The sequence below is a fragment of the Kitasatospora sp. NPDC090308 genome (assembly GCF_044769485.1).
In the GTDB taxonomy this organism is placed as follows: domain Bacteria; phylum Actinomycetota; class Actinomycetes; order Streptomycetales; family Streptomycetaceae; genus Kitasatospora; species Kitasatospora fiedleri.
Genome location: NZ_JBIVXY010000010.1, coordinates 16,769 through 41,686, shown reverse-complemented (window position 1 = coordinate 41,686; position 24,918 = coordinate 16,769). Strand labels below are relative to the sequence as shown.

Genomic DNA, 24,918 nt, shown 5'->3' with positions numbered 1-24,918 from the left:
ACCCTCATCAATGACGGCGTTATGTAACGGTGCTATCGACGGAGGGGGCAACCATGCCCGGCACCACCGCACACCCCACCAGGAGCCACCCGCACAGCACCACCCACCTGCTCGGACCCGGCTACCGGCCGGTGCCCGCCGAGACCGCGCACACCGACCTCACCGTCCGCGGCACCCTGCCGCCCGAACTGGACGGCACCTTCCTGCGGATCGGCCCCAACACCCGCGGCGAGCACGACCCCGCCGTCCAGCACGCCTTCGCCGGCGCCGGCATGGTGCACGGACTGCGCCTCGGCGGCGGACGCGCCCACTGGTACCGCAACCGCTGGCTGCGCGACGGCGCCCTCAGCCGCGAACTCGGCGAACTGCCCGTCCCCGGCCCGCGCCACGGCCCGGACGGCAACGTCAACGCCAACCTGGTCCGCCACGCCGGCCGCACCCTGGCCGTCACCGACGGCGGCACCCGGCCGCTCCTGCTCGACCCCGAACTGCGCACCCTCGCCCGCACCGACCTCGACGGCACCCTCCCCGGCGGCCTCTGCGCCCACCCGCTCACCGACCCGGTGACCGGCGAACTGCACGCCGTCGCCGTCGATCCGGACGGCGACCGGGCCGTGCTGCTCACCGTCGACACCGGGGGCCGGGTCCGCGAGGCGCGGCCCGTACCGGTCAAGGGCCGCCCCTGGATGCACGCCTTCGCGCTCACCGCCCGCCACACCGTCCTGTTCGACCTGCCGGTCGCCCACGACCCCGCCGAGGCCGCCGCCGGCTCGGCCTTCCCCCACACCTGGCAGCACGACCGCGACGCCCGGATCGGCATCGTCCCCCGCGACCGGCCGGACGCCGCCCCGCTCTGGCTGGACGTCCCGCCCTGCTTCGTCTTCCACCCCGTCAACGCCTTCGAGGACGCCGACGGCCGGATCACCGTCGACGTCATCCGCCACGAACGCGCCTTCGACCGCGACCGGCTGCACCCCAGCGAATCCGCCCCCGCCCTGTGGCGCTGGACCCTCGACCCCCGCGAGGGCGCCGTCCTCGAACACCGGCTCGACGGCCGGACCCAGGAGTTCCCGCGGATCGACGAACGCCGCACCGGACTGCCCTACCGCTACGCCTTCACCCTCGAACTCGCCCCCGGCCAGGGCGCCGCCCTGTGCGGCCCCGCCCTGCTCCGCCACGACCTCACCACCGGCCGCACCGACCGACACCCCTTCGCCGACGGCCGCCAGGGCGGCGAAGCCGTCTTCGTCCCGCGCGACGCCCGCGCCCCCGAAGGCGACGGCTGGCTGCTCACCCTGGTGTACGACCCCGCCGCCGACCGCAGCGAACTGCTCGTCCTGGACACCGCCGACTTCACCGGCCCGCCGATCGCGGCCGTACCGCTGCCGGTACGGGTGCCGCACGGGTTCCACGCGCAGTGGGTGCCGTCGGGATGGTGACCGAGGGCACCGGGCCCGGACGGGGGAGCGGGGCGGTGGTGTCGGCGGTGTCGGCGGGCGGCTCCGGGTGCGGGGCGGTTGCGGCTGTGGTGCCGGGAGGTGGCTACAGGTGTGGCGCTGCCGTGGTGTCGTGGGGCGGTTCCGGGAGCGGAGTCGCCGTGGCGTCGATGGGCGGCTCCGCGCGCGGCGCGGTTGCGGCGGTGGTGCCGGGAGGTGGCTCCAGGCGTGACGCGGTTGCGGCCGTGGTGGCGGTGGGTGGCCCCGGGCGCAGCGCGGTCGCCGCGCCCCGCAGCAGGACCCGGCCGAAGAACGCCGCCAGCACCGGATCGGGCAGGCCGGTCGCCGAGGCCACCGTCCGCCACAGCACCCCCCAGTGCCGGGCCGCCGCCGCCCGGACCACCGGGTCGCCGGCCGCCGCCGCGTGCAACTGCCACTGGAGGGCGAAGGGACCGCCCGGCCCGAGCATCCGCCGCCAGGCCCGCTCCCCGGCCCGCAACGCGGCGAAGCCGCCCGCGCCCCCAGCCGCCGCAGCCCGTAGCGCGGCGAGGCGGCCCGGGTCCGGGGCCCCGTCTGTGTCCCGGGTTGCGGCTCTGGCCCCGCCCGCCTGCCCGGCGTCTTCCCCGCCCGGCAGCGCGGCGAGGCCGCCCGCAGCCCCGGCCTTGCCCACGTCCCCGCCCATCTCCCCGACCACGCCCGCCTTCTCTGCCGTGCTCGCCTCCCCGTCCGTGTCTCCGGGCCGCGGTGCGGTGGGGCCGATCACGTTCCCGGCTTCCTCCCCGGCCGTGGCTCCGTCCGTGTCTCCGATCCACAGCGTGGCGAGGCCGCCAGCGTCCCCAGCCCCGTCCATGTCCCCGACCGGGTTCCCGGCCCTGCTCGCTTTCCCGGTCGCGTCCCTGGCCCGCAGCGCGGTGAGGCCGACCGCCTCCCCGGCCCCGGCCACGCCCGCGTCTCGGGCCGCAGCCGTGAACGCCCGGGCGGCTTCGTCAGTGGCGAGCTCGGCGGCGGCCAGGAACACCGCGCGCTTGGTGGCGAACAGTCGGAACAGGTAGGGCTGGGACACCCCGGCCCGCTCCGCGATCGCCGCGGTGGTCGCGGCGTGGAACCCCTCGCGGGCGAACACCTCCACCGCCACCCGCACCACCACCTCGCGCCGCTGATCCGCCGTCATCCGCACCGGCACCCACCTCCAGCGCCGAGTCTCACCCCCCGGTCGCCGCCCCGACTTCTCCGAGCGTGCCGGGGCCGGGCGCCGGGTCCTGCCGTTTCCCCGGCCCGTGCCGTCTTCCCGCCCGTGCCGTCCCCCGGGCAATCAGGGAGAAGTCCCGGCCGGGCGCCCGCAGGTACCGTGCGGGGCATCCAACCGCCCGTCCCCGTCCCCGTCCCCGTCCCAGTCCCTGCCCGCGCCCCCGTTCCCGCCCCGGGCCGCTGCCGTGCCCCCGCCGTGCCGCGAACCGGGAGACGGGGCCAATCCCGCTGGTGTACAAAATTCCTGACGTTCCATCAGTCATCTTTGGGTCGCTCCCGCCCCGTGACCGAGAGGCTCCCGCATGACCCCCACCGGAACCCGCCCCAGGATCGTCGTGGTGGGAGCAGGTCTGGCCGGCACGGCCACCGCCATCAGGATGCTCCGCTTCGCCCGCCGCCCGGTCGAGGTGGTCCTGCTGGAGCGGCGTTCCGACTACCGCTGTGCCGGGGTCGCCTACCACCGGCACGGCAACCCCTGGGACCACGTCTTCAACATCCAGGCCGGACGGATGTCGGTGTTCCGGGAGGACGTGCTCGACTTCGTCCACTGGGCCAACCGGGAGGCCGACCGCGGCGGTTGGCCCGCGCAGTGGGCCGACCACGAGTTCACCGAGCCGGGCCCGGCGCCCCGGCGGATCTTCCAGGACTACCTGGAGCAGCGGCTCGCCGAGGCCGCCCGGGAGGCCGCCCCCGGCGTCCTGCTCACCGAGGCCGACGGCGAGGCGCTCGACCTGGTGCCCACCGCCGCCGGGGTCGACGTGGCGGTCGGCGGGAGCGACGGCACCGCGCACGTGCTGCCCGCCGCGCACGTGGTCCTCGCCACCGGCCTGGAGCTGAAGGAACTCCCTTTCGCCGCCGAGGTGCTGGAGCACCCGCGCTTCGTCCGCCACCCCTATTCGGCCGACGGCGTGCGCCGCCTGGAGGCGCTGCCGCCGGACGCCGAGGTGGTGATCGTCGGCTCGGTGCTCAGCGCCTACGACTCGGCGGGCCTGCTGCTGCGTCGCGGCCACACCGGGCGGATAGCGTTGGTCTCCCGGACCGGGACGATGTTCCGCTCCTACCCGGGCGCCCACGAGCACGGCGTCCTGCGGCTGGCCTGCCCCCGCACGCTGCTGGAGCCCTACCGCGACCGCGAGGAGTTCCTCGGCCGGGTCCGGGCCGAGTGGACGGCGGCCTGCGCGAGCGTCGCCCGCGACCATCCCGAGATCGCCCCCGAGGTGGTCGCCGAACGGGTCGCCAAAGCCTGGGAGCCCCACCTGCCGGAGGCCCTCGCCCGCATCCCGTCCCCCGAACTGCGGTCGCTGCTGGACGAGTTCGGGACCGCGATCGCCGCCCTGCGGGTGGGCGCGGTGCCCTACACCCTGGAGGTGATCGAGCGGGCGATGCACCCCGGCCCGGTGCGGCTGCTGGTCGGCGGCGTCCAGGCGATCGTCCCCGCCGGATCCGGCCTGCTGGAGGTCACCGTCGCCACCGCCGACGAGAAGCTGACCGTCCGGGCCGACCTGGTGGTCTCCAACTTCGGCCGGGAGAGCGACTACCGGCGGGTCGAGGAGCCGCTCTGGCGCAACCTGCTGCGCCGCGGCCTGGCCACCCCCCACGAGCGCACCGGCCGCGGCCTGGAGGTCGACCACCGCGGCGTCCTGCTCACCCCCGCCGGGGCGCCCGGCGCTCCGCTCACCGCCGTCGGGCCGCTGCGCGAGGGCGACGAGATCGTCCGCAACGGCCGCACCGGCGCCTTCGCCTTCAACCTCGCCGCGATCAAGAACCACTCCATCGCGGTCGCCGCCCACGTCGTCGAGCAACTCGAACTGCCCGGCGCCGCCCCCGAACCGGACCCGCCGTCCGCCCGCGACTTGGCCGGATCCCGCACCTCCGACGGCACGTTCGAGGAAGCGACCGACCCCGCGTTCGATCAGGCTGTGAACCTGGAGGTGCGGAGGATGGCGACCCGGGCCCGGGCCCGTCGGGAACGGCTCGACACCCGCCTGGACGCCCTGATCGGCCTCCTCACCACCCCGGACGACCCAGGCGGCCGCCGACTGCGGGCGGCCGTCACCCGGTCCGCCGTCCGGAGGCTCACGGACGTCTCCGTGACGCCGCGCCAACTGCGCCGTCACCTGGGGATCGCGGACGGGGGTGACACCGACGAGGACACGGAGGACTGAGTGAACGGACGACGGATCCAGGGCTTCATGCTCACCGGCGGCACCCGCGCGACGCTGCGCGGCACCTGCAACCGCACCGGCCGCCCGCAGGAGGGCTCCATCCTGATCGCCCCCCACCTGGAGGCGGGCCTGTACGAGGCCATCGTCACCGCCGGGGCCGTGGTCTGCGGCGGCGGCGGCCAGACCGGCCACATGCAGTCCCTGTGCCGGGGCCGCGGCATCCCGGTGCTCCGGGTCGACGAGGCCGACCTCGCCGCCCTGGTCGGCGAGGTCACCCTCGACCTGGAGAGCGGGGCGATCCTGCTCGACCCCGACCCGGCCGCGCACCCCGCCCCCGGGCGGGGCGCCACCGCCCCCACCGCGGCGGACCTCGGCGCGGCCTGCGCGGTCATCGCCGACTTCCAGGACATCCGGACCGTCAACTCCTCCGGGCCCGAGGCGGCCCGGGTCGACTCGTTCTTCATCCGCGAGGAGTTCCTCTGCCTCGCCGCCGGGCTCAGCCCGTTCGACGCCCTCGACGGCGGCCCCGCCGAGATCGCCGGCTACGGGCGGGCCGTCGCCGAACGCCTCGGCGCCTTCGTCGAGGAACTCCTGCCCGGCCAGCGGCTGGTCCTGCGCCTGCTCGACCTGCGCTCCGACCACGCCGCCAGCGTCACCGAGCAGTCCGCCGTCGCCGTCGAGCCCAACCCCGAACTGGGCCTGCACGGCGCCCGCTGGCTGCTCGGCTCGGCCCCCTACCGGGACGCCCTGCGCACGGTGCTCGACACGCTGCGCACCCGGCTCGGCGACCAGGCGGACCGGATCCACCTCTCCGTCCCGTTCCTCAACGACGCCGACGAGTACGCCCAGCTCCGCGCCCACCTCGAACTCCCGGACAGCGTCCCGCTCTCCGCGTTCATCGAGACCCCGGCCGCGGTCCACGCCACCGGGGGGATCTGCGCCGCCGGGGCCAGCGAACTGTTCGTCGGCGTCAAGGACCTGGTCCAGTTCTACCTGGCCGCCGACCGGGGCAACCACCTCGTCGCCGACTCCTACCAGACCCGGCACCCCTCCGTCCTGGACGGCGTCCGCCGGGTGGTCGAAGCCGCCCGGGCCGCCGGCACCCCGGTCCGGGTCTTCTCCCTCGGCACCGACCTCACCCACTACCTCGCCCACCTGCCCACCCCCGACGGCTACATGATGTGCACCGCCGAGCTCGTCCAGGTCCTGCACCCCCGGCCCGAACCCGCCTCCGCGGCCCCCGCGGCCCGCCTGATCGGAGTCAAGTAGCCGACCGCGCACACTTGCTGACGCACCGTCAAGCCACCGGGGCGGGCAACTGAGCACGTTGGAAGAAGCCCGCCCCGGCGCGCGGCCACCAATCTGGGGCACGCGCCGCCACCGAGCGTGCCGGCCGAGCTCCCGCATCCCTCCCTCCGCTAGGAGATCCAGACCGATGACGACGCACACCGCACCGTCGAGAACCGGCTCCCAGGGGCCGGTCGGCCACCTGAACCACGGATCGCACCGCGCCGCACTGAACGTCTTCCTGGTGGTGGTGCTCGGCCACTGGGCCGAGCACCTCGCGCAGGCGTACCAGATCTGGGGCCTCGGCTGGCCGGTCCCGAAGTCCAAGGGGCTGCTCGGGTACGCGTTCCCGTGGCTGGTGACCTCGGAGTGGATGCACTACGGCTACGCCCTGGTCATGCTGATCGGCCTGTTCCTGCTGCGCCCCGGCTTCGTCGGACGGGGCCGCACCTGGTGGACGGTGGCGCTGGCGATCCAGTTCTGGCACCACATCGAGCACCTGCTCCTGCTGCTCCAGGCCCAGACCGGGCACTTCCTGTTCGGCAAGCCGGTTGCCACCTCGGTGCTCCAACTGGCCTTCCCCCGGGTCGAGTTGCACCTCTTCTACAACACCATCGTCTTCATCCCGATGGTGATCGGCATGTACTACCACCTGCGGCCCAGCCGGACCGAACTGGCTGCGATGACATGCAGCTGCCGGCCTGCCGCCCACCAGCACGAGGCCGCGGCCCTCGCGTGAGCACCCCCGTACCGCGGCGCCCCTTCCAGCGCGTCCTGCTCCTCGGCACCGCGTTCGCCGTCCTGCTGCTCGTCGGACTCCTCTGGATCAGCGCCCGCCAGCCGGTCCGGCTGGCGGGCATCACCCCGGCCGACGGCAGCGCCCTCACCCGGGCCCCCGGCGAGGTCGCCCTGACCTTCTCCGGCGACGACTTCCACCCCTCGGCGGTCTACCTCCAGGTCAACGGCCCCGACGGCACCCCCGTCACCGACGGCCCGCCCCGCCTGGACGGCCGCCGCCTGGTCGCCCAGGTCCGCACCGACGCCGCGGGCACCTACCGCGTCGTCTACCGGCTCGTCCTGGACACCGACCGCGAGGTCTCGGGCACCACCGCCTTCGACCTCGGCACCACCACCGCCCCCCGCCCCGGCACCCCCCTCGCGGAGGACACCGCACCGGCCCACAGCCACGCCGTCGACGGCGCCTGGAACCTGCTGCTGCTCGCCGTCGACGCCGTCCTGCTGCCCGGCGCCCTCCTCCTGATGCTCCGCCGCCCCCGGCTCCGCCGACCCCGCACCCCCCGTCCGGTCCGCTGACCGGGCCGGGGGGCGGGGAGCCCCGCGGGGTCAGCCGGCCGCCGGGGCGTAGCCGCGGGCGACGATCCGCTCCGCGCCCTCCTCGTAGTAACCGGGGTCGGCCGGAAGCTCGGTGTCCAGGCAGGTGACGTACCGGTTGAACAGGCAGAACGCCGCCGCGATCAGCACCGTGTCGTGGATCTGCCCGTCGTCGGCCCCGGCCGCCCGGGCCTCCGCCACCAGCTCCGCCGGCAGCGCCCGGACCGGCCCCCGGACCGCGCCGGCGATCCGCAGCAGCGCCCGCAGCTTCGGGGTGACGGGCGCCTCGTCCAGCCCGTGCAGCACCGCCTTCACCAGCTCCGCACCGCCGTCCAGCTGCGCCGCGGCGAAGGCGCTGTGCGACTGCGCGCAGAACTCCGTCTCGTTGAGCTCCGAGGTGTAGGCCGCGATCAGCTCGCGCTCGCCCCGGCTCAGTGCGGAGGACGCCGTGCTGCGCAGCAGCGTCTCGGCGAGCTGGTTCAACGGGGCTGCGGTGTCCGGGCGTTGGGCCATCAGGCCGCTGATGCCCGGAAGGCCGTTGGTGATGCTGATGTGAGGCATGGGTGTTCTCCCGCGGGGTCGGCCGGACGGAACGGACGGTCCATGCTGGGGCCCGGGCCGCCCCGCCGCCCACTCCCAGGTTGCCCTCTCGACCGTCCCCGTCCGGTCCCGCCCGTCCCCGCCCGTCCCCGGCCACTTCGATGCGGGAACGGTGCGACTTCCCCCGGCCGGGCCGGGCCCCGACGGTGGAGGGCGGAGGCACCCGCCTCCCCTGTCGAAGGAGAGAGTCGTCATGGACTTCCGTGATGAGCTTCCCGTGGACCACCCCCTCGCCCGGGTGTACCGGTTCGGCGCGGGCCTGTGCGGTGTCGTACTGCTGGTGTTCGGCTGCCTGGGCCTGGCCGACGGCCTGGCGTTCTTCAGCACCCGCGGCGAGAGCGTCGCCGGGCTGTCGAGCAACGGCCTGCTCAGCCTGGTGTCGATCGTGACGGCCGTGGTGCTGATCGTCGGCGCGGCGATCGGCGGCACCACGGCCTCGACGGTCAACATCGTGGTCGGCACCCTGTTCGTGCTCAGCGGCTTCGTCAACCTCGCCCTGCTCGACTCCGGCGCCAACGTGCTGGCGTTCCGCATCCCCAACGTGGTCTTCAGCTTCGCGATGGGCCTGCTCATCGCGACCTTCGGCATGTACGGGCGGGTCAGCGGCCGACTGCCGTACGACAACCCGTACTGGCGCCACCGCCACCCCGAGTCGACCGCACCGGACGCCGCCGCGCGGCTCCGCGCGATCGACCCGGTCGACGCCCGCCCCGGAACCCTCGCGGCCGGGACCGGCCACCACCCCCCGGCGCTCTGACCGGGCCGGGCCCGGACACCGGCCCGACCACCACGCGGGCCCGCCGCCGTGCGGGCCCGCCGCCGCGCCGGGCCGGGACCGCCGCACCGGCGAACGCGCCGGCGAACGTACCGGCGAACGCTGCACGGATCGATGCGACAACGCTGCAAGTGGCGGGAAACGCTGCGGGCGAGGAGCGTGCGGAGCATGTCAGCCACCTCGACCACGACGTCCCGCCCCGGCCGCGCCGAGTCGCTCCGGCACCTGCTGGAGCGCACCGCCCGCGGCGACCGCGCGGCGTACGCGGACCTGTACGAGGAGATCGCGCCCACCGTCCACGGCATCGCCCTGCGGGTGCTGCGCGACGCCTGGCAGGCCGAGGAGGTCGCGCAGGAGGCGCTGCTGGAGGTCTGGCGCTCGGCGCCGTCCTACCGGCCGGAGCGCGGCTCGGCCGCGGCCTGGGTGGGCACGATCGCCCACCGGCGCGCCGTCGACCGGGTCAGGTCGGTGCGGGCCCGCACCGAGCGCGAGGAACGCGTGGTGCGCGCCGACCGGACGGCGACCGCGTCGGCCGCCGAGCCGGTGGCGGACGAGGTCGAGCGGTCCATGGAGGCGGCCCGGGTGCGGCAGGCCCTGGCCGCCCTCGGCCGGGCCCAGTGCGAGGCCCTGGTGCTCGCCTACTACGGCGGCTACTCGCAGAGCCGGATCGCGGCCCTCCTCGACGTCCCGCTGGGCACCGTCAAGAGCCGGATGCGGGACGGCCTGCTGCGGCTGCGCGCGGCCTTCGACGAGGCGTGAGGCCGCGGGGACGGGTGAGGAGGAGAACCGTGCACCACGAGGACCGTCCGACCGAATCGGTCTGGGACTACCCCAGACCGCCCGCCCTGGTGCCCGACGGCCGGCTCGTCGAGGTCTTCTTCGCCGGGCGGCTGCTCGCCTCCACCCGCCGGGCCCTGCGCGTGCTGGAGACCAGCCACCCGCCGGTGTTCTACCTGCCGCGCCCCGACGTGGCGACGGCCCTGCTCCGGCCGGCCGACGGCGGCACCCTGTGCGAGTGGAAGGGCCGCGCCCGGTACTGGAACGCGCTGGCCGACGGGCGGCTGTCGCCCCGGGCCGCCTGGAGCTACCCCGAGCCGCTGCCCGGCTACCGCGCGCTCCGCGACCACCTGGCGTTCCACCCGGACCGGGTGGACCGCTGCACGGTGGACGGCGAGACCGTCCGGCCGCAGCAGGGCGGGTTCTACGGCGGCTGGATCACCGACGAGATCACCGGCCCGTTCAAGGGCGCGCCCGGGACGTCCCGATGGTGAACGAGACGGCGGCAGGAGGCCGGGCCCTCGTCACGACGGACACCGGTGGCCCGCGCCCTGGCCACGACCCGGCGGACGACGCCCTGGCCGGGGTGTCGACCGGGGCGGTCGCCCGGCGGCTGGGCGTGTCGCCCACCACGGTCCGCTCCTGGGAGCGCCGGTACGGGATCGGCCCCTCCCACCGGGAGCCGGGCCGGCACCGCCGCTGGAGCCCCGCGGACATCGCCCTGCTGGAGGAGATGTGCCGCCTCACCTCCCGCGGCGTCCCCCCGGGGGAGGCCGCCCGCGCCGCCCGGCCGCCGGAGCCCGGCCCCGCGCGGCCCGACCCCGCGTCCGCGGCGGCCCCGGCCGGGCCCGGCCCCCGTCCGCCCGGCGGCAGCCGCGCGATGCCGGTGGGCACCGTCCGGCCCGAGTGCCGGGGCCTGGCCCGGGCGGCCGTGCGGCTGGACGGCCCCGAGGTCGCCGACATCCTGCGGCTGGCCCTCGCCGAGCTCGGTCCCGAACGGGCGTGGACCGAGGTGATGATGCCCGCGCTGCGCGCGGCCGGCCGGAAGTGGGCCGCCGACGGCGAGCAGTACGTCGAGGTCGAGCACCTGCTGTCCTGGCACGTCTCCGCGGCGCTGCGCGCGGTGGCCGTCACCCCGGCCCGCTTCCGGTCCGGGCCGCCCGTCCTGCTCGCGGCGATGCCCGCCGAGCAGCACACCCTGCCGCTGGAGGCGGTGGCGGCCGGCATGGCCGTCCGGGGACTGCCCTACCGCATGCTCGGCGCGACCGTCCCGGCCCGGGCCCTGCTCGACGCCGTCCAGCGCCTGGGCCCCTCCGCGGTCCTGCTCTGGTCGCAGAGCGAGCGCACCGCGGACCCGCTCCTCGCCCGCCAGGTCGACCGAGCCGTCTGGGGCCCGCCCGGCTCCCGGACCCGCCCCCTGGTCGTCGCCGCCGGCCCCGGCTGGCACCGCCACGACCCGCCCGCCCCCACCGGCCGCCCCCGCACGCTCGAAGCGGCGCTGGACCTGATCGAACAGTCCTTCACCGACCGGCCGCCCACCACCCGCCCGGCTGAGCCGCCCCGCTGAGCCACCCCGCTGAGCCGCTTCACAGCGCGGGCCGAGCGCTCGCCGCCGTGCGGACGACCCGCGAGCGGAGGCGACGGTACCGGTCCGGATGCCGCCGAGCGGCCGTCGGAACGCGGTGCACCGCGGGCTCTGCCTGCATCCCCGGGGCGGCGAGGCGCACGTCGGCGCCGCCGGTGTGGCGTTCCGGGCCGGCCCGGGTATCGCTACGGCGGGGGTGCCGGACCCGGCCCGTCGGTGTCGGGGCGGGGCCGGGGCGGGGTGCCCGGGCGGGTGGCGAGCCAGGAGTCGGCGTCGCGGAGGGCGGATTCGAGCGGGCCGAAGAGGACGCCGGTGGCGGGCACGATGCCGCCGGGGCCGAGGTGTTCGGCGAGTCCGGTGTCGGCGGCGATCTTCGCCAGCGGGGGCTGGACTCCGGCGAGGACCAGCCGGCCGCCGGCCCGGTGCAGTTCGTCGGCCTTGCGGCGCAGCAGCTTGATCATGGCGGACGACGGTACGTCGGGGACGGCGCGGAGCACGAGGATCAGGACGGCGTCCGGTGCGGGGGCGGGCCAGTGCCGCTCGATCCGGGGCAGTTCGGCGAACAGGCTGACCCCGTCGTAGTCCAGGACGGTGACCCGGCCGGAGGCGAGCCGGGCGGGTGGGGCGGCGGTTCGCCAGCGGCCGTCGCCCGCGGGCTCCAGGGCGAGGAGACGGGACCGGCGGGCGGCCTGCGCGCAGTACATCAGCAGGGACAGCACCGCGCCCAGCACGATCGCCTGTTGCAGGGGCAGTTGGGTGGTGGCCAGGAAGGTGAGGATCATCGCGGCGGCGGACAGCGGCGAGGTCCTCAGGACGAGCCGGACGTCGGAAACCTTGCCGGCCACGAGTTCGGCGCCGACGACGAGGATCAGGCCGCCGATGACCGGCATCGGGATGTGCTCGGCGAGCGGTGCGAGGGCGAGGACGATCGCGGCGAGCCAGAGGCCGGAGAAGATCCCGGCCCAACGGGTGCGGGCGCCCGCCGAGACGGCGACGCCGGTGCGGGAGAGCGACCCGCCGACCGGCAGGGACTGGAACAGCCCGCCCGCCACGTTGGCCAGGCCCTGGGCGGTGAAGTCCCGGTCGGTGTCCGGCTTGGAGCCGTCGGGGTTGGGAACGCTCGGCGAGATGCCCGCCGCCTGGGCCAGGGCGACCAACGCGATGGAGACCGCGCCGCCGATCAGGTGGGGGAGGGCCGACCAGTCGGGAGCGGTGAAGTGCGGCAGCGCGGAGGGGATGTCGGCGATGCCGCCGACCAGTTCCACGTCGGTGCCGAGCACCGCGACGGCGACGCTGACCACCACCATGGCGATCAGCAGCGCGACGGTGCGCAGCCGCCGCGCCGCGTGGGCGAGTGCCCAGACGGCGACGGTGGCGATGGCGGTCAGGGTCGCGGCGAGCTGCCAGGATCCGATGTGGGCGAGCCAGTCGGCGAGTTGGGCGAGCTTGTTGTGCCCGTGCGGCCGGTAGCCGGTGGCGTCCTTGAGGACGCCGGTGACGATCTGCAGGGCGATGCCGACGGAGAACCCGGTCATCACCGCGTTGGAGACGAAGGTCAGCACCACCCCGAGCCGCAGCACGCCCAGCACCAGCATCACCGCCCCGGTCGTCAGGGCGAGCATCGCGACGTTCCCGGCGTCGGCGGCGTCGAGGCCGGCGTCGGTCAGGACGCTCTGCGCGGTGAGCGCGATGGCGCTGGTCAGGGTGGTGACCATCAGCACGGTGCGGGCGGCGAGCGAGCCGACGACGGCGGGGACGACGCCGGAGAACAGCCCGGCGACCGGGTCGAACCCGGCGATCGCCGCGTACGCCATGCCCTCGGGGATGGAGAACAGGCCGGTGACCAGACCTGACGACACGTCTGACGGCGTCGGCCTCCCCGACCTCGACCGGTGGGCCCTGCGGGGCACGCCCCCCGGGCCGGGGTCGGGGCCGGGGCCGGGCTGGTCACCCACACTGCTCTCCCGTCTGTGTGGCGCACGGTCTGCTCGTCGCACCGCGTCCCGGTGCCCGTGGCGGTCGGCCGCACGGTGGGTGCGCGGGCCGCAGTCGGGGGGACCGGGAGGGGCCGGTGCGTCAGGCGGGGGTGATGTCGCCGAGTTTCCAGCTGCGGTCGAAGTACGACTCGAGGGGTCCGTAGAAGCGGAAGTAGGAGAACCAGTGCTTGCCGGGCAGGGTCTGCACCCAGTTGGACTCACCGCTGGGCGGGGGTTCGGGGCCGAAGTGGAGGTCGACCGAGCCGTCGGCGTTGCGGGCGAGTTCGGGATCGCGGGAGCCGCGGTCGCCGCGCTGCTGCGGGTTGTCGATCAGGCAGCGGGTGGCGGTGTCGTACACGGTGGCGGACCAGAACAGCCTGGCGGGGACGTCGGCGGGCACGTGCAGGGTGTAGGCGCGGCCGCCGTCCAGCCACTCGCCGCGGTCGTCGGTGTAGGCGGCGAGGTAGCCCTGGCCCTGGCCGGGGGTCCGGCTCTTCATGGCGGCGGAGAAGCTGACGGCTTCGTAGAACCAGGCCGCCCGTTCCAGGAGTTGGTCGTGGTGCTCGGCGCGCTGGTCGGAGCGGTCCAGCATCAGCGCCAGGTCCCACTGCCGGTCGTCCCAGTAGCGTGAGCCGTCGAAGCGTTTGGCGAAGGTGTTCACCCGGGCCATCAGCTCGCCCGCCGCGCTCGCCTCGGTGAGGAGGCGCACCAGGCGCTCGTCGGGGGTGAAGGGCCTGCCCTTCTCGATGCCGAGCTGCTTGAGCATGGCGAGGTAGAAGCGGTCGCGTTCGTCGACGACCTCGTCCTGGTAGATGGCGTGCAGGCGCTCCCAGTACTCCAGCCCTCCGGGCTGGTCGCCCGACCACGGGCGGCCGTCGGGAGAGACGACGCGGGTGGCGGGTGTGCTCTCGCGCTGCCCGTGGGGGTAGAGGCGGACCGCGTCCACGAGCTCCTTGGCGCGGACCGGGTCGGGGTCCAGGGTGCGGAACCCGAACATGATGTTGGTGCCGGTGGAGGTCAGCAACCGCAGGTCCTCGGCGTCCGCCGGGGCGTCCTGGCCGGGGGCGAGGACGAGGTAGCGGCCGCCTCGGCCCCGGTCGGGGCCCATCTCGCCCATCACCGCGATCTCGCGCTGCCAGAAGTCGGACACCCCGCCGGCGGTCGGCCCGGCCGGGAGCTCGATCACCAGCGGGCCGGTGGCGGCGAGGTCGATGAAGTTCAGGATGTAGGGGGTGGTGGCATTCGCGGTGATCAGCCCGAGCCGGTCCCGGTAGGTGACGTAGTGGACCAGGTCGAACGGGCCCGCCCCGAACACCTCCCGGTGCACCTTCTGCCACTGCGCGTAGGACACCAACGGCAGTGCCCACAGGTACGCCTGACAGGCCATCTGGTGGTCGAGCTCGTCGAACACCAGGCCCAGATCCGCCCGTTCCGGGAGCTCTCCCGTCATCCGGACCGAACCGAGCCTGCCGGGAAGTCGCACGTCATCGCCCATGCCCAGACGCTACGGGCGAACCGCACCCCTCGCATTCCGGGCCCCGGGCGCGGCCGGATGCCCCGGCACCGTGTCGCCCTGCGGGCCGGTGGCCGCGTCCCTACGATCACCGCGAGGAGCACGAGACGTATCGACCCGACATGAGGACGGCTGATGAGCGGCATGGATCTGGACGCGGTACGGGCGACGGCGGCGCAGGGCTGGGTGTACGGGCATCCGGTGCTGGAGAACTACCGCACGCTGTACCGGCAGGCCGTCGACGCGGACGACCACCGCTACGTCGGGGGGTTCGGGACGTTCCGGCACTACCCGCAGCCGTCGCGGCCGGAGAACACCGACGTGGTCACCCCGAACAACGACACCCCGTACTCGTGGTGCCGGCTGGACCTGCGGGCGGAGCCGTGGGTGGTGTCGGTGCCGGCGATGGACCGCTACTACGTGCTGCCCTTCCACGACCTGGACACCACCTACGTCGGGTTCGTCGGCGCGCGCACCACCGGCCAGGAGGCGGGCGACCACCTACTGGCCGGGCCCGGGTGGGACGGCGCGGTCCCCGACGGGATCACGGGGGTGCTGCGCGCGGACACCCAGCTGGTGGGCTGTCTGGGCCGGACCTGCCTGGCCGGGACCACCGACGCGGACGTCGAGGACCTGCGGGCCGTTCAGGAGCGGTACCGGCTGCGGCCGTTGAGCGCGTACACCGGCCAGGACGCCCCGGCGCCCGCGCCCGAGCCCGACTGGCCCGTCTGGCGGGAGGAGGCGGGCACGAGCATCGAGTTCTTCACCGTGCTGGACTTCCTGCTCGGCTTCTTCCCCGTCCTGCCCTCCCAGCGGGACCTGCGCGGGCGCCTGGCCGCCCTCGGCGTCGACGGCTCCGGCACCTTCGAGCCCGCCGCCCTCTCCCCGGAGGTGCGGGCCGCGATGGAGGCGGGCATCGCCGACGGCCGCGGGCAGCTGGCCGCCGTACTGGACTCCGCGACCGACTCCAGCTCCTTCTTCGGCACCCGCGAGCAGGTGGGCGAGGACTACCTGACCCGCTCGGTCGCCGCGGACAAGGGCCTGTACGGCCTGCCCGCCGCCGAAGCCTGGTACGGCGGCTGGGTCGCCGACAGCGCGGGCAACCGGCCGCCGAACGCCGCGGACCGCGACTACACCGTCCACTTCCCCGCCGACCGGCTGCCCGGGGCCCGGTTCTTCTGGTCGGCCACCCTGTACCGGCTGCCCGAGCGCCTGCTGGTGGACAACCCGATCGACCGGTACTCCATCGGCGACCGCACCCCGGGCCTGGTCCACGACGAGGACGGCGGCCTGACCCTGTACGTCCAGCACGCGCGTCCCGCCGACCCGGACCGGGCCGCGAACTGGCTGCCCGCCCCCCGGGGGCCGTTCACCGTCATCGTCCGGATCTACGGCCCCGGGACCGCGGTCCTGGACGGCACCTGGACGCTGCCCGCCCTGACCGCGGGGAGCTGACCGTGGGGGACGCGATCGGGCAGATGCTGCCCTCCGCCGTCGGCATCGCGATCAGCCCGCTGCCGCTGATCGCCGTCATCCTGATGCTCGCCACGCCCGAGGGCCGCACCAACGGCATCGCCTTCGCCGCCGGCTGGACCTTCGCGCTGGCCGCCGCCACCGCCCTCCTGGTCCTGCTCGGCTCCGGCGCCGACGCCGCCGGCGACGACGGCACCCCGGCCGCCTGGACCGGCTGGGTGAAGCTCGCGCTGGGCGTGCTGTTCGTCCTGCTGGCCGTCAAGCAGTTCACCGGCCGCCCCCGGGAGGGCCGCGTCGCCGCCCCGCCGGGGTGGATGGCGGCGATCGACCGGTTCACCCCCGTCAAGTCCGTCGGCCTGGCCGCCGCCCTCGCCGTCGCCAACCCCAAGAACCTCGTGCTGGTCGTCGGCGGGGCCCTCGCGATCGCGGGCAGCGGCGCGGGCACCGGCGGCAGGACCGTCGCGGCGGTCCTCATGGTGGTCGTCGCCTCGCTCTGCACCACCCTGCCGCTGGCCGTCTACCTGCTGGGCGGCGAGCGCTCCGCCAGGACCCTCGACGGCTGGAAGGCCTGGATGTCCGTCCACAACGCCGCCGTCATGACCACCGTCCTCGGCATCCTCGGCGCCAAGTACGTCGGCGACGCCCTCACCACCCTGGCCTGACGCGACCGCGCGGATCGCCGCCCCCGACGGGTCACCTCGGGTGGCGGCCCAGGGCTTCGAAGGCCGCGGTGGTGGTGTAGGCGGCGGTCGGCAGGTAGGGGCCCATGACGGCGCGTTCGTCGCCCGGCACACGGGTGTCCTGCACGGCGTGCCCGAAGGCGGCGGAGGGCAGCATGTTGCGCAGGATGAGCATGGAGTTGTCGAGGTGGCCGGCGCCGTCGCCGCGCGGGGACAGGCTCAGCCAGTTGACGCCGTTCGCGCTGGTCGCGTTGCGGGGGCGGTCCTGCGGCAGGCTCAGGACGACGGTGTAGTCGCCGTCCCGGTCGGTGACCAGGTCCTCGTCGTCCAGACAGCCGACGGCGGCGGTGGTGGCGACCGACTCGTTGCTGCACAGCGACCAGTACCGCAGGTCGGTGCGGGTCGCCACGAAGGGCTGGCGGCCGACGGTGGCGGGGGTCCTGGGCAGCTTGCCGTGCAGGACGAGGACGCTGCCGTAGGCCCGGCTGACCTCGGTGCTGACGTACTCGTTGTCCCGGTTGGAGTACTGGCCGCCGCTCTTGGCGGGCGTGCCGCCGCACTGCCCCTGGAAGGCGCAGGCGATGGTGGTGGCCGAGTTGTAGAAGGTGTGCCAGACGGGCGACGGGTCCGCGGGGAAGCCGGCGGGCTTGCCGGGCTGGTCGCGCAGCGCCCGGTAGGTGTCCGGCGCCAGCGAGGTCAGCGGCAGGGTCGCGCGGTGCTGGGCCCGCACGGCGTCGCAGGCGGCCCGGCCGGTCACCGTGGTGCCGTCGGCCAGGTGCAGCGAGGGCCGGGGCAGCCCGGTGCCGCCGGTGGCGTCGCGGCCCCGGTCGGGCAGGTAGACGCGGTACAGCAGGGCGATGTCGCGCTGGCCCGGCACCCCGGCGTAGAGCGTGTTGGCGGCCCGGGCGGCCGGGTCGGCGGGGCGCTGCTCGCCCAGCACGGTCGCGGTGTACGAGCGGTGCGTCCCGCCCGCGCGGAGGGCGCCGGGCAGGTACGGGTTGCGGGAGCCCGGGTCGGGGGCGGTGGAGACGTCGTTGAGGGCGTCGGTGGGGACGTGGGTGGTGACGTCGTAGCTGTTCAGCGACTGGTAGCGGGCGTGCGCGTACTCGCCGTCGAAGGTCAGCGTCGCGCCGACCGGCAGGGTGAACATCGCCGCCCAGTACGTCGCACCGCTGTCGGGGTAGGCGTAGTTCTGCTCGCGGCTCGCGAGGCTGGGGGTGGGGCCGAACCAGAAGCAGTCGGCCGCGGCCCGGCCCTGGTCCGTCCGGCCGCCGTGGGCGGCGGCGAGGGCGGGCGGGGCCAGCACGGTCACGCCGAGGGCGAGGGCTGCGGCCGCGCCCGTCGCGGTGATCTTTCCACGGAGAGAAGGCATGGTGAGGGGCTCCTCTGGATGCGCACGGCTTCGTTACCGGCGAGTTGCGACGGGACGCTAGCCCCCCGGTGGAACACTCGTCAATAATGTTCCACATGGCAGAGTCGGAACACCCCCGCGCTCAGGACGGCCCGGGCAGGGCGACCCGGGACGCCGCGCTGCGCCTGGCCCGCGCGTGGTTCCTGCGCGCCGAACGCATCGACATGCGCGAACTCGCCGCCGCGCTGCGCGTCGGCCGCACCACGCTGTACCGGTGGTTCGGCGACCGCGACGGCCTGGTCGGCGAGGTGCTCGCCGGCCTCGCCGAGCAGACCTGGGACCAGCTGGTCGCCGACGGCCGCGGCACCGGCGACCGGCGCGGACTCGAGGCGATCCGCCGCTTCATGCAGGTCACCGCCGACTTCCCGCCCCTGCGGACCTTCGCCGTGGCCGAACCCGCCGCCGCCCTGCGGGTGCTGATGGCCGACGGCAAGGCCGTCAGCCGGGCGCTGCGCACCGGCTTCACCCGGGCCCTCGCCGCCGACGGCGCCACCCCGGCGCCCGAGCAGATCGAGATCATGGTGCAGCTGGCCACCGCCCTGGAGTGGGCGCCCATCGTGATCGGCGAGGAGCCCGCGATCGACCGCGCCGTCGCCCTGATGCGCCACCTGCTCGACGCGACGGCCTGACACCGCCGCGGGTGGGACCGCGGCGGCGCCCCTGGGGCGCGCGGACGGCCGAGCGGGAGCGGAGGCGTTTTCGCAGCTCGGAGCCCCGCAGTGGGCTCGCCGGGCAGCGCCGAGCAGCGCTGAGCAGCGCCGACCGCCCGGCGGGCGGGGCGGGTCGGGCACGCCGTCGGCACCGGGGGTGACGCCGCAGGAGCGGAGACCGCCGTCGCTCCGGCTCCGGGCCCCCGGCGCGCACGGACCCCTCGCCCGACCGGACTCCCGTTCGACCGGCACCTCCCGGGACCGGGACGACGACGGTCGCCGAGCTGCTCCGCCGGACCGCCCGTCCGGTCGGCCCGAGCCGCCGCCGGGGCCGCGGCCGGAGGCAGGGGCGGCCGATTCGTGGCGCGGGTGACCGATCCGCGGGGCGGTCGGCTCCGAACCCGGGGAGCAGACACCAGCGCGAGGCCGCCCGGCGGCCCGTCCGGCGGAGGGGACCCATGACCGTACCTGCCACCCGAAACAGCCCGGCACCCGAACGGCGCGCGGGCGCGCGCACCGGGGCCGCCGAGGTGCTGGCCCCGGTGCTCCAGGAGCTGCTCGGGGGGCCGCCACCTTTCGGCTTGCGGCTCTGGGACGGTTCGACCACCGGCCCGGCGACCGGGCCGCAGGTGGTGGTGCGCCACCGCCGGGCGTTGCGTCGGCTGCTGTGGCAGCCGGGCGAGCTGGGGCTGGCCGACGCGTGGATCAGCGGTGAGCTCGACGTCGAGGGCGACCTCGCCGAGGCCCTGTCCGCCGTCCGCCGGGAACTCGCCGGACGGCGGCTCGGCCGGCCGTCCCCGGGCAGCTGGCCCGCCCTGCTGTCCGCCGCCGCCCGGCTCGGCGCCGTCGGACCGCCGCCGCCCCGACCCGGCGGCCGGGCCCGGGTCCGCGGCGCCCTGCACAGCCGGGGCCGGGACCGGGCGGTGATCAGCCACCACTACGACCTGTCGAACGAGTTCTACGCCCTGCTGCTCGGACCGGCGATGGCCTACTCGTGCGCCTACTACACCTCCGACGACCAGTCCCTGGAGGCCGCCCAGCAGGCCAAGTTCGACCTGATCTGCCGCAAGCTCGACCTGCGCCCCGGCACCCGCCTGCTCGACGTCGGCTGCGGCTGGGGCGCGCTGGCCCGGCACGCCGCCGTCCACCACGGCGCCCGGGTCACCGCCGTCACCCTCTCCGCCCGCCAGCACGCCCACGCCCGGTCGCTGGTGGCCGAGGCGGGCGTCGCCGACCTGGTCGACGTCCGGCTGTGCGACTACCGCGAGATCGCCGCGGACGCCTACGACGCCGTCAGCTGCGTGGAGATGGGCGAGCACGTCGGCCGGGACCAGTACCCCGACTTCGCCGCCCGGCTGCACGGACTGCTCCGCCCCGGCGGCCGGCTGCTGGTCCAGCAGATGTCGCGCGGGGCCGCCGCGCCCGGCGGCGGCGCGTTCATCGAGGCGTACATCGCCCCCGACATGCACATGCGCCCGCTCGGGCAGACCGTCGACCTGATCGAGGCGGCGGGCCTGGAGGTGCTGCACACCGAGGCGATGCGCCCGCACTACGCCCGCACCATCGACGCCTGGCGGGACACCCTGACCCGCCACCAGGACCGCTTCACCGCCCTGGTCGGCCGGCCCGCGGTGCGGCTGTGGCAGCTCTACACGGCGGGCAGCTCGCTGGCCTTCTCCGAGGGGCGGATGGGGGTCGACCAGATCCTCGCCCGCCGCCCCGGCGGACCGGACACGACCGTCAGGCCCGCCGGGTGGTACGGCGGCTGAGGGGCCGTCAGCCGCGCGAGACCCGCAGCGCCCAGGCGATCAGCGGGGCCTGCAACGGCAGCCGGGCGAACGCGACGGCGCGCAGCGGGGCCGGGCGGTGGCGCCAGTCGTAGGCCATCTTCACGTTGGCCGGGAAGACGGCGGCGAACAGCCCGGCCGCCGCCAGCCCGCCGCCGCGGCGGCTGCGCGGGTGCAGCACCGCCGCGCCGACGGCCAGCTCGGCCAGACCGCTGGCCCTGGTCCAGGTGCGGGGGTCGCCGGGCAGGCTGCGCGGCACGATCGAGTCGAAGGGCTTCGGCGCGGCGAAGTGCGCGACTCCGGCGGCCAGCAGGAGGCCGCCCAGCAGGCGGGCGGAACGGTCGGCGGTCATCGGTTCTCCTGGTCGTCCGGGCGGTGCGGGATGTTACCGAACAGTAGACCCGGTGGGCGCCCTTCGGGAACACCCCGGGTCCCGGCTCCGGCCCCCGTGGCCGGAGCCGTCAGCGAGCCGTAAGGCCGTCCTGGGCGGGTCGGCCGCCCGCCCTCCTTAGGGTGGGGGCATGACCACTGCTTCTGCACAGGGAAACCCGCCCCGCGCCGACGGCGTCCCGAGCGCCGAGCTCGGGGTGATCGGGGGTTCGGGGCTGTACGCCTTGCTCGGGGACGCCGTCGAGGTGCGGGTGGAGACGCCGTACGGGCCGCCGTCCGACGCCCTGTTCGTCGGCGAGGCGGCCGGCCGGCGGGTCGCCTTCCTGCCCCGGCACGGCCGGGGCCACCGGCTGCCGCCGCACCGGATCAACTACCGGGCCAACCTGTGGGCGCTGCACGCGCTGGGGGTGCGGCAGGTGGTGGCGCCGTGCGCGGTGGGCGGCCTGCGCCCCGAGTACGGGCCGGGCACGCTGCTGGTGCCGGACCAGTTCGTCGACCGCACCTCCGGGCGGGCGCAGACCTACTACGACGGCCGGATACTGCCGGACGGTTCGGTGCCCGAGGTGGTCCACGTCTCGATGGCCGACCCCTACTGCCCGGCCGGCCGCGCCGCCGCCCTGGCCGCCGCCCGCGACCTCGCCTGGGAGCCCGTCGACGGCGGCACCCTGGTGGTGATCGAGGGCCCGCGCTTCTCCACCCGGGCGGAGTCGCGCTGGTTCACCGCCAACGGCTGGTCCGTGGTCGGCATGACCGGCCACCCGGAAGCCGTCCTGGCCCGCGAACTCGGCCTCTGCTACACCTCGTTGGCCCTGGTGACCGACCTGGACGCGGGCGTCGAGAGCGGCGAGGGCGTCACCCACGCCGAAGTGCTGGAGGTCTTCGCCCACAACGTCGAGCGCCTGCGCACCGTCCTGTTCGGGGCCCTGGAGGCGCTGCCCGCCGTCCGGCACTGCCCGTGCTCGCACGCCCTGGACGGGCTGGTCACCGGCCTGCCCGGCGTGCCCGCCTGACCCCCCGTCGGACCACGGCGGTGAGCGCGGCCACGGCCGCGCCCACCGCCAGGAACAGCAGCCAGTTCCGCAGGTAGGGCAGCGGCAGCAGGGTCGGGTTGCCGTGGTCGTCCCCGGCCCGCAGCACCGTCGGGACGGCCACCGCGCCCACCGCCGCCGCCACCACCAGCCAGCCGCGCAGCACCGGCCGGCCCGCCGCGGCCACGCCGACCGCGCACACCAGCGGCAGCCACAGCCCGTCGTGCAGCACCAGCAGCCCGGCCGCCCACAGCAGCACGCCGAGCGGGCCGGTCACGTACGGGTCGGTCAGCAGGCCGGTCAGCCCGCAGCCGAGCAGGGCGAGGCCGCCGAGCAGCAGGGCACCGCGGAAGATCCGCACCTCAGACCACCTCGATCCGGGCGACCCACTTGGTCTGCAGCACCCCGGGCCGGTTCGGCGCGACGATCCGCGCCGGGAAGCCGTGGTCGGGCGTCAGCGGGCGGCCGTCCAGGGCCAGGGCCAGCAGGGTGAGCGGGTCGTCGGCGTACCCGGCGGGCATCTCGGTGACCCGGTACGGCCCCTCTTCCTCCAGGGAGGTGATCCGCACCGCCGACCCGGCCGGGACACCGGCCCGGCGCAGCAGGTCGGTCAGCCGCACGCCCGTCCAGCGGGCGTTCGCGCTCCAGCCCTCCACGCAGGAGATCGGCAGCTCGGCGGTGGTCTGCGGCAGGGCGCGCAGTTCGGCCAGGCCGATCCGGTAGCCGGCCGGGCCGTCGACGGCCAGCCGCCAGTCGGCCGGCACGGCGCCCGTACCGGCCTGCGCGGCGGTGCGGTTCACCGGCAGCCCCCGGCCCCCGGCGCCCGGGCGGCGCGGGGCGAACAGGTCCAGGGCGCGCAGCCACGGCACGGACTGGCCCGCGGTGGTGAGGGTGACCGCGCCGACGGCGGCGGCCGTCGCCGCGAGCACCGCCCGCCGCCCGGGCAGCGGGACGGCGGCGGCCCGGCGCCAGTGCGCGGCGATCACCGGCGCCTTGACCGCCAGGTGGACCAGCAGCGCGCCGACCGCCGTCCACGCCGTCCAGTAGTGGGTCTGCCGGAACGGGAACGGCCACGGGTACCACTGGAGGGTGTTCAGCAGCCCGGTGAACAGCTCCAGCAGCACCGCCGCGACCAGCAGCGCGATCGACAGCCGCTCCAGCAGGTGCAGCACGCTCCGGGCGGGCGGCCAGGCGAACAGCCGCGGGTACACCGTCCACAGCTTCGCGCCGGTCAGCGGGACCGCCGCCAGCCCGGAGACCACGTGCAGCCCCTGGGTGACCCGGTAGCCGTTCACCGGGCGGGACGGCAGCCGCGGTGCCAGCCAGCCCGGCGGGTCCTGGAGCAGGTGGCTGACCAGACCGGTCGCGAAGCACAGCAGCAGCGCCGCGCCCAGCCACCGGCCGAGCACCACCGCGGTACGCGGCTCGTGCGCGGCGGAGCGGAACGCCCCCGGACGGAACGGGCCGCGCCGCAGCACGGCGGGCGGGACGGGCAGCGGCGGGTCGAAGCGCCGCCGGGCGGGGGAGGGGTCGGAGTCCACGGGCCCATCGAAGCGCGCCCGGCCGCCCCGACGGCGCTGCGACGTGCTTACGGAATCCGAACGGCCCGGCCCGACGGCGCGCGACCGGACGGGTGTTCGGGGCGGGTGCTCGGGACGGGTGCTCGGCGGATGCTTACGGAATCCGGACGGCACCCCGCGCCGCCGCCCCCCGGACGCCCCGAACTGCGAGGGTGGAGCGGTGACCGCACGCCCCGCCCTGCCCTGCGCCCTCGCCGTCACCGCCCTGGCCGGCTGCCTCGCGCTGACCTTCACCACCGGCGGCACCCTCGGCGACCGGACCCCGCTGTACGGCTGGTACGCCGCCGACGCCGCCCTGTTCGCGACGGCACTGCTCCTGCTGCGCCGGGTACCGGCCCGACAGGTGACCCGGCTCGTGCTGGCCGGCGGCGTCCTGGTCGCCGCGACCGGCCTGCTCGCCCCGCCCCGGACCAGCGACGACGCCTACCGCTACGGCTGGGACGGCAAGGTGCAGGCCGCGGGCGTCTCCCCGTACGCGCACACCCCCGAGGACCCGGCCCTGACCCGGCTGCGCGACCCCGGGCGGTTCCCGGTCGGCGACGGCTGCGCGGAGTGGGACGAACGGCGCACCGCCGACGGCGCCTGCACCCGGATCAACCGCCCCGCCGTGCACACCGTCTACCCGCCGCTGGCCGAGGCGTGGTTCCTCCTCCAACGCCCCTTCGGCGACGGCGTCCGGGTCGCCCAGGCGGCCGGGGCGACCCTGGCGGTGGCGACCACCGCCCTGCTGCTCACGGCGACGGGCGGACGGCGACGGGCCGCGCTCTGGGCCTGGTGCCCGGGCGTCGCGGTCTGGGCCGTCAACGACGCCCACGTCGACACCCTGGGCGCCCTCCTGACAGTGGCCGGCCTGACCTGGGCGGCCCGCACCCGGCCGGTGTCGGCCGGCGCGGCCCTGGGCGCGGCAACGGCGGTGAAGCTCCTCCCCGCACTGGCTCTCCCGGGCGCCCTCTCCGGCGTCCTCTCCCGCCGCCCGTCCGGCACCGCGCCGGTACGGCCCCCGGCCGGTCCGTCCGCCGTGGCGGTCGGGGACTCGGGCGCGCCTGGTCCGGGAGTTTCCGGCCGGCCTGCCGGGGGTGGGTTGCGGCTGCTGTTCCGGTCCGGGCCGTGGCAGGCCGTCGCCGGTCCGCCCGCCGTGGCGGTCGGGGACTCGGGCGCGCCTGGTCCGGGAGTTTCCGGCCGGCCTGCCGGGGGTGGGTTGCGGCTGCTGTTCCGGTCCGGGCCG

Annotated in this window: 23 protein-coding genes; 15 read left to right on the top strand and 8 right to left on the bottom strand. The window is 75.9% G+C overall.

Features of this window, described 5'->3' with window-relative positions; translation table 11 throughout:
- Nucleotides 1-53: 53 nt before the first annotated feature.
- Nucleotides 54-1,439, top strand: coding sequence for a carotenoid oxygenase family protein (locus ACIQVD_RS22410; protein WP_402291331.1), 1,386 nt, complete (start codon nucleotides 54-56; stop codon nucleotides 1,437-1,439).
- Between the two features lie 103 nt (nucleotides 1,440-1,542).
- On the opposite strand, the gene ACIQVD_RS22405 is transcribed toward ACIQVD_RS22410, so the two are convergent.
- The gene (locus ACIQVD_RS22405) at nucleotides 1,543-2,607 is read right to left on the bottom strand and encodes a helix-turn-helix domain-containing protein (protein ID WP_402291329.1); all 1,065 of its coding nucleotides are present in this window, start codon (nucleotides 2,605-2,607) and stop codon (nucleotides 1,543-1,545) included.
- Between the two features lie 379 nt (nucleotides 2,608-2,986).
- Here ACIQVD_RS22405 and ACIQVD_RS22400 point away from each other — a divergent pair, with 379 nt between their 5' ends.
- From ACIQVD_RS22400 to ACIQVD_RS22385, 4 genes are all read left to right on the top strand, one after another.
- Complete coding sequence (locus tag ACIQVD_RS22400; RefSeq protein WP_400680607.1) at nucleotides 2,987-4,849, top strand: FAD/NAD(P)-binding protein; 1,863 nt, start codon at nucleotides 2,987-2,989, stop codon at nucleotides 4,847-4,849.
- Nucleotides 4,850-6,118, top strand: a complete 1,269-nt coding sequence (locus ACIQVD_RS22395; protein WP_402291326.1) for a putative PEP-binding protein — start codon at nucleotides 4,850-4,852, stop codon at nucleotides 6,116-6,118. It begins immediately after the preceding gene.
- A 166-nt stretch (nucleotides 6,119-6,284) separates the two neighbouring features.
- Complete coding sequence (locus ACIQVD_RS22390) at nucleotides 6,285-6,875, top strand: hypothetical protein (protein ID WP_400680611.1); 591 nt, start codon at nucleotides 6,285-6,287, stop codon at nucleotides 6,873-6,875.
- The gene (locus tag ACIQVD_RS22385; RefSeq protein ID WP_402291324.1) at nucleotides 6,872-7,450 is read left to right on the top strand and encodes a copper resistance protein CopC; all 579 of its coding nucleotides are present in this window, start codon (nucleotides 6,872-6,874) and stop codon (nucleotides 7,448-7,450) included. Before ACIQVD_RS22390 ends, ACIQVD_RS22385 begins: the two co-directional genes overlap by 4 nt.
- A gap of 30 nt (nucleotides 7,451-7,480) precedes the next feature.
- Here ACIQVD_RS22385 and ACIQVD_RS22380 read toward each other — a convergent pair whose 3' ends face one another.
- The gene (locus ACIQVD_RS22380; RefSeq protein ID WP_402291322.1) at nucleotides 7,481-8,029 is read right to left on the bottom strand and encodes a carboxymuconolactone decarboxylase family protein; all 549 of its coding nucleotides are present in this window, start codon (nucleotides 8,027-8,029) and stop codon (nucleotides 7,481-7,483) included.
- Nucleotides 8,030-8,261: 232 nt separating this feature from the next.
- Here ACIQVD_RS22380 and ACIQVD_RS22375 point away from each other — a divergent pair, with 232 nt between their 5' ends.
- From ACIQVD_RS22375 to ACIQVD_RS22360, 4 genes are all read left to right on the top strand, one after another.
- Nucleotides 8,262-8,825 (top strand): DUF4383 domain-containing protein, encoded by a 564-nt coding sequence (locus tag ACIQVD_RS22375; RefSeq protein WP_402291320.1) that lies wholly within the window; start codon nucleotides 8,262-8,264, stop codon nucleotides 8,823-8,825.
- A gap of 186 nt (nucleotides 8,826-9,011) precedes the next feature.
- Nucleotides 9,012-9,602 carry a sigma-70 family RNA polymerase sigma factor gene (locus ACIQVD_RS22370; RefSeq protein ID WP_402291318.1) on the top strand — a complete coding sequence of 197 codons (591 nt, stop codon included), beginning with the start codon at nucleotides 9,012-9,014 and terminating at the stop codon, nucleotides 9,600-9,602.
- 29 nt (nucleotides 9,603-9,631) lie between these two features.
- Nucleotides 9,632-10,114 carry a DUF427 domain-containing protein gene (locus ACIQVD_RS22365; RefSeq protein ID WP_400680619.1) on the top strand — a complete coding sequence of 161 codons (483 nt, stop codon included), beginning with the start codon at nucleotides 9,632-9,634 and terminating at the stop codon, nucleotides 10,112-10,114.
- Nucleotides 10,108-11,187, top strand: coding sequence for a MerR family transcriptional regulator (locus tag ACIQVD_RS22360; RefSeq protein WP_402291316.1), 1,080 nt, complete (start codon nucleotides 10,108-10,110; stop codon nucleotides 11,185-11,187). The genes ACIQVD_RS22365 and ACIQVD_RS22360 overlap by 7 nt, the downstream gene beginning before the upstream one ends.
- 203 nt (nucleotides 11,188-11,390) lie before the next feature.
- Here the strand turns inward: ACIQVD_RS22360 and ACIQVD_RS22355 are convergent, their stop codons facing one another.
- Nucleotides 11,391-13,064, bottom strand: a complete 1,674-nt coding sequence (locus ACIQVD_RS22355) for a SulP family inorganic anion transporter (RefSeq protein WP_402291314.1) — start codon at nucleotides 13,062-13,064, stop codon at nucleotides 11,391-11,393.
- A gap of 217 nt (nucleotides 13,065-13,281) precedes the next feature.
- The gene (locus ACIQVD_RS22350; protein WP_402291312.1) at nucleotides 13,282-14,631 is read right to left on the bottom strand and encodes a DUF1254 domain-containing protein; all 1,350 of its coding nucleotides are present in this window, start codon (nucleotides 14,629-14,631) and stop codon (nucleotides 13,282-13,284) included.
- Between the two features lie 198 nt (nucleotides 14,632-14,829).
- Between ACIQVD_RS22350 and ACIQVD_RS22345 the strand changes: the two genes are divergently transcribed.
- Both ACIQVD_RS22345 and ACIQVD_RS22340 read left to right on the top strand, forming a co-directional pair.
- Nucleotides 14,830-16,149: a DUF1254 domain-containing protein gene (locus tag ACIQVD_RS22345; protein WP_402291310.1), complete on the top strand. Its 1,320-nt coding sequence runs from the start codon at nucleotides 14,830-14,832 to the stop codon at nucleotides 16,147-16,149.
- A 2-nt stretch (nucleotides 16,150-16,151) separates the two neighbouring features.
- Nucleotides 16,152-16,829 carry a GAP family protein gene (locus tag ACIQVD_RS22340; protein ID WP_402291308.1) on the top strand — a complete coding sequence of 226 codons (678 nt, stop codon included), beginning with the start codon at nucleotides 16,152-16,154 and terminating at the stop codon, nucleotides 16,827-16,829.
- 31 nt (nucleotides 16,830-16,860) lie between these two features.
- Here ACIQVD_RS22340 and ACIQVD_RS22335 read toward each other — a convergent pair whose 3' ends face one another.
- On the bottom strand, nucleotides 16,861-18,219 hold the full coding sequence (locus tag ACIQVD_RS22335) for a hypothetical protein (protein WP_402291306.1): 1,359 nt from the start codon (nucleotides 18,217-18,219) through the stop codon (nucleotides 16,861-16,863).
- 95 nt (nucleotides 18,220-18,314) lie between these two features.
- On the opposite strand from ACIQVD_RS22335, the gene ACIQVD_RS22330 reads away from it, so the two are divergent.
- Both ACIQVD_RS22330 and ACIQVD_RS22325 read left to right on the top strand, forming a co-directional pair.
- A complete protein-coding gene (locus ACIQVD_RS22330) occupies nucleotides 18,315-18,887 on the top strand; it encodes a QsdR family transcriptional regulator (RefSeq protein ID WP_400680633.1) in 573 nt (190 codons plus the stop codon).
- A gap of 479 nt (nucleotides 18,888-19,366) precedes the next feature.
- Nucleotides 19,367-20,677 (top strand): class I SAM-dependent methyltransferase, encoded by a 1,311-nt coding sequence (locus tag ACIQVD_RS22325; protein ID WP_400680635.1) that lies wholly within the window; start codon nucleotides 19,367-19,369, stop codon nucleotides 20,675-20,677.
- 7 nt (nucleotides 20,678-20,684) lie between these two features.
- On the opposite strand, the gene ACIQVD_RS22320 is transcribed toward ACIQVD_RS22325, so the two are convergent.
- Nucleotides 20,685-21,047, bottom strand: coding sequence for a MauE/DoxX family redox-associated membrane protein (locus ACIQVD_RS22320; protein WP_400680636.1), 363 nt, complete (start codon nucleotides 21,045-21,047; stop codon nucleotides 20,685-20,687).
- A gap of 169 nt (nucleotides 21,048-21,216) precedes the next feature.
- Between ACIQVD_RS22320 and ACIQVD_RS22315 the strand changes: the two genes are divergently transcribed.
- A complete protein-coding gene (locus ACIQVD_RS22315) occupies nucleotides 21,217-22,095 on the top strand; it encodes an S-methyl-5'-thioadenosine phosphorylase (RefSeq protein ID WP_400680638.1) in 879 nt (292 codons plus the stop codon).
- Here the strand turns inward: ACIQVD_RS22315 and ACIQVD_RS22310 are convergent.
- Nucleotides 22,067-22,474, bottom strand: a complete 408-nt coding sequence (locus tag ACIQVD_RS22310) for a hypothetical protein (RefSeq protein ID WP_402291303.1) — start codon at nucleotides 22,472-22,474, stop codon at nucleotides 22,067-22,069. The genes ACIQVD_RS22315 and ACIQVD_RS22310 overlap by 29 nt on opposite strands.
- Before the next feature lies 1 nt (nucleotide 22,475).
- On the bottom strand, nucleotides 22,476-23,609 hold the full coding sequence (locus ACIQVD_RS22305) for a molybdopterin-dependent oxidoreductase (protein WP_400681547.1): 1,134 nt from the start codon (nucleotides 23,607-23,609) through the stop codon (nucleotides 22,476-22,478).
- Nucleotides 23,610-23,853: 244 nt separating this feature from the next.
- On the opposite strand from ACIQVD_RS22305, the gene ACIQVD_RS22300 reads away from it, so the two are divergent.
- The coding region (locus ACIQVD_RS22300) for a glycosyltransferase 87 family protein (protein ID WP_402291301.1) at nucleotides 23,854-24,918 on the top strand (1,065 nt) is incomplete at its 3' end.

Bases quoted from the DNA above. Each gene is read 5' to 3' on its own strand.
- ACIQVD_RS22375 (WP_402291320.1), top strand. From the start codon at position 8,262: ATGGACTTCCGTGATGAGCTTCCCGTGGACCACCCCCTCGCCCGGGTG.
- ACIQVD_RS22335 (WP_402291306.1), bottom strand. From the start codon at position 18,219: ATGCCTTCTCTCCGTGGAAAGATCACCGCGACGGGCGCGGCCGCAGCC.
- ACIQVD_RS22380 (WP_402291322.1), bottom strand. From the start codon at position 8,029: ATGCCTCACATCAGCATCACCAACGGCCTTCCGGGCATCAGCGGCCTG.
- ACIQVD_RS22390 (WP_400680611.1), top strand. From the start codon at position 6,285: ATGACGACGCACACCGCACCGTCGAGAACCGGCTCCCAGGGGCCGGTC.
- ACIQVD_RS22350 (WP_402291312.1), bottom strand. From the start codon at position 14,631: ATGACGGGAGAGCTCCCGGAACGGGCGGATCTGGGCCTGGTGTTCGAC.
- ACIQVD_RS22325 (WP_400680635.1), top strand. From the start codon at position 19,367: ATGACCGTACCTGCCACCCGAAACAGCCCGGCACCCGAACGGCGCGCG.
- ACIQVD_RS22410 (WP_402291331.1), top strand. From the start codon at position 54: ATGCCCGGCACCACCGCACACCCCACCAGGAGCCACCCGCACAGCACC.
- ACIQVD_RS22400 (WP_400680607.1), top strand. From the start codon at position 2,987: ATGACCCCCACCGGAACCCGCCCCAGGATCGTCGTGGTGGGAGCAGGT.
- ACIQVD_RS22315 (WP_400680638.1), top strand. From the start codon at position 21,217: ATGACCACTGCTTCTGCACAGGGAAACCCGCCCCGCGCCGACGGCGTC.
- ACIQVD_RS22360 (WP_402291316.1), top strand. From the start codon at position 10,108: ATGGTGAACGAGACGGCGGCAGGAGGCCGGGCCCTCGTCACGACGGAC.
- ACIQVD_RS22320 (WP_400680636.1), bottom strand. From the start codon at position 21,047: ATGACCGCCGACCGTTCCGCCCGCCTGCTGGGCGGCCTCCTGCTGGCC.
- ACIQVD_RS22370 (WP_402291318.1), top strand. From the start codon at position 9,012: ATGTCAGCCACCTCGACCACGACGTCCCGCCCCGGCCGCGCCGAGTCG.
- ACIQVD_RS22405 (WP_402291329.1), bottom strand. From the start codon at position 2,607: ATGACGGCGGATCAGCGGCGCGAGGTGGTGGTGCGGGTGGCGGTGGAG.
- ACIQVD_RS22330 (WP_400680633.1), top strand. From the start codon at position 18,315: ATGGCAGAGTCGGAACACCCCCGCGCTCAGGACGGCCCGGGCAGGGCG.
- ACIQVD_RS22345 (WP_402291310.1), top strand. From the start codon at position 14,830: ATGAGCGGCATGGATCTGGACGCGGTACGGGCGACGGCGGCGCAGGGC.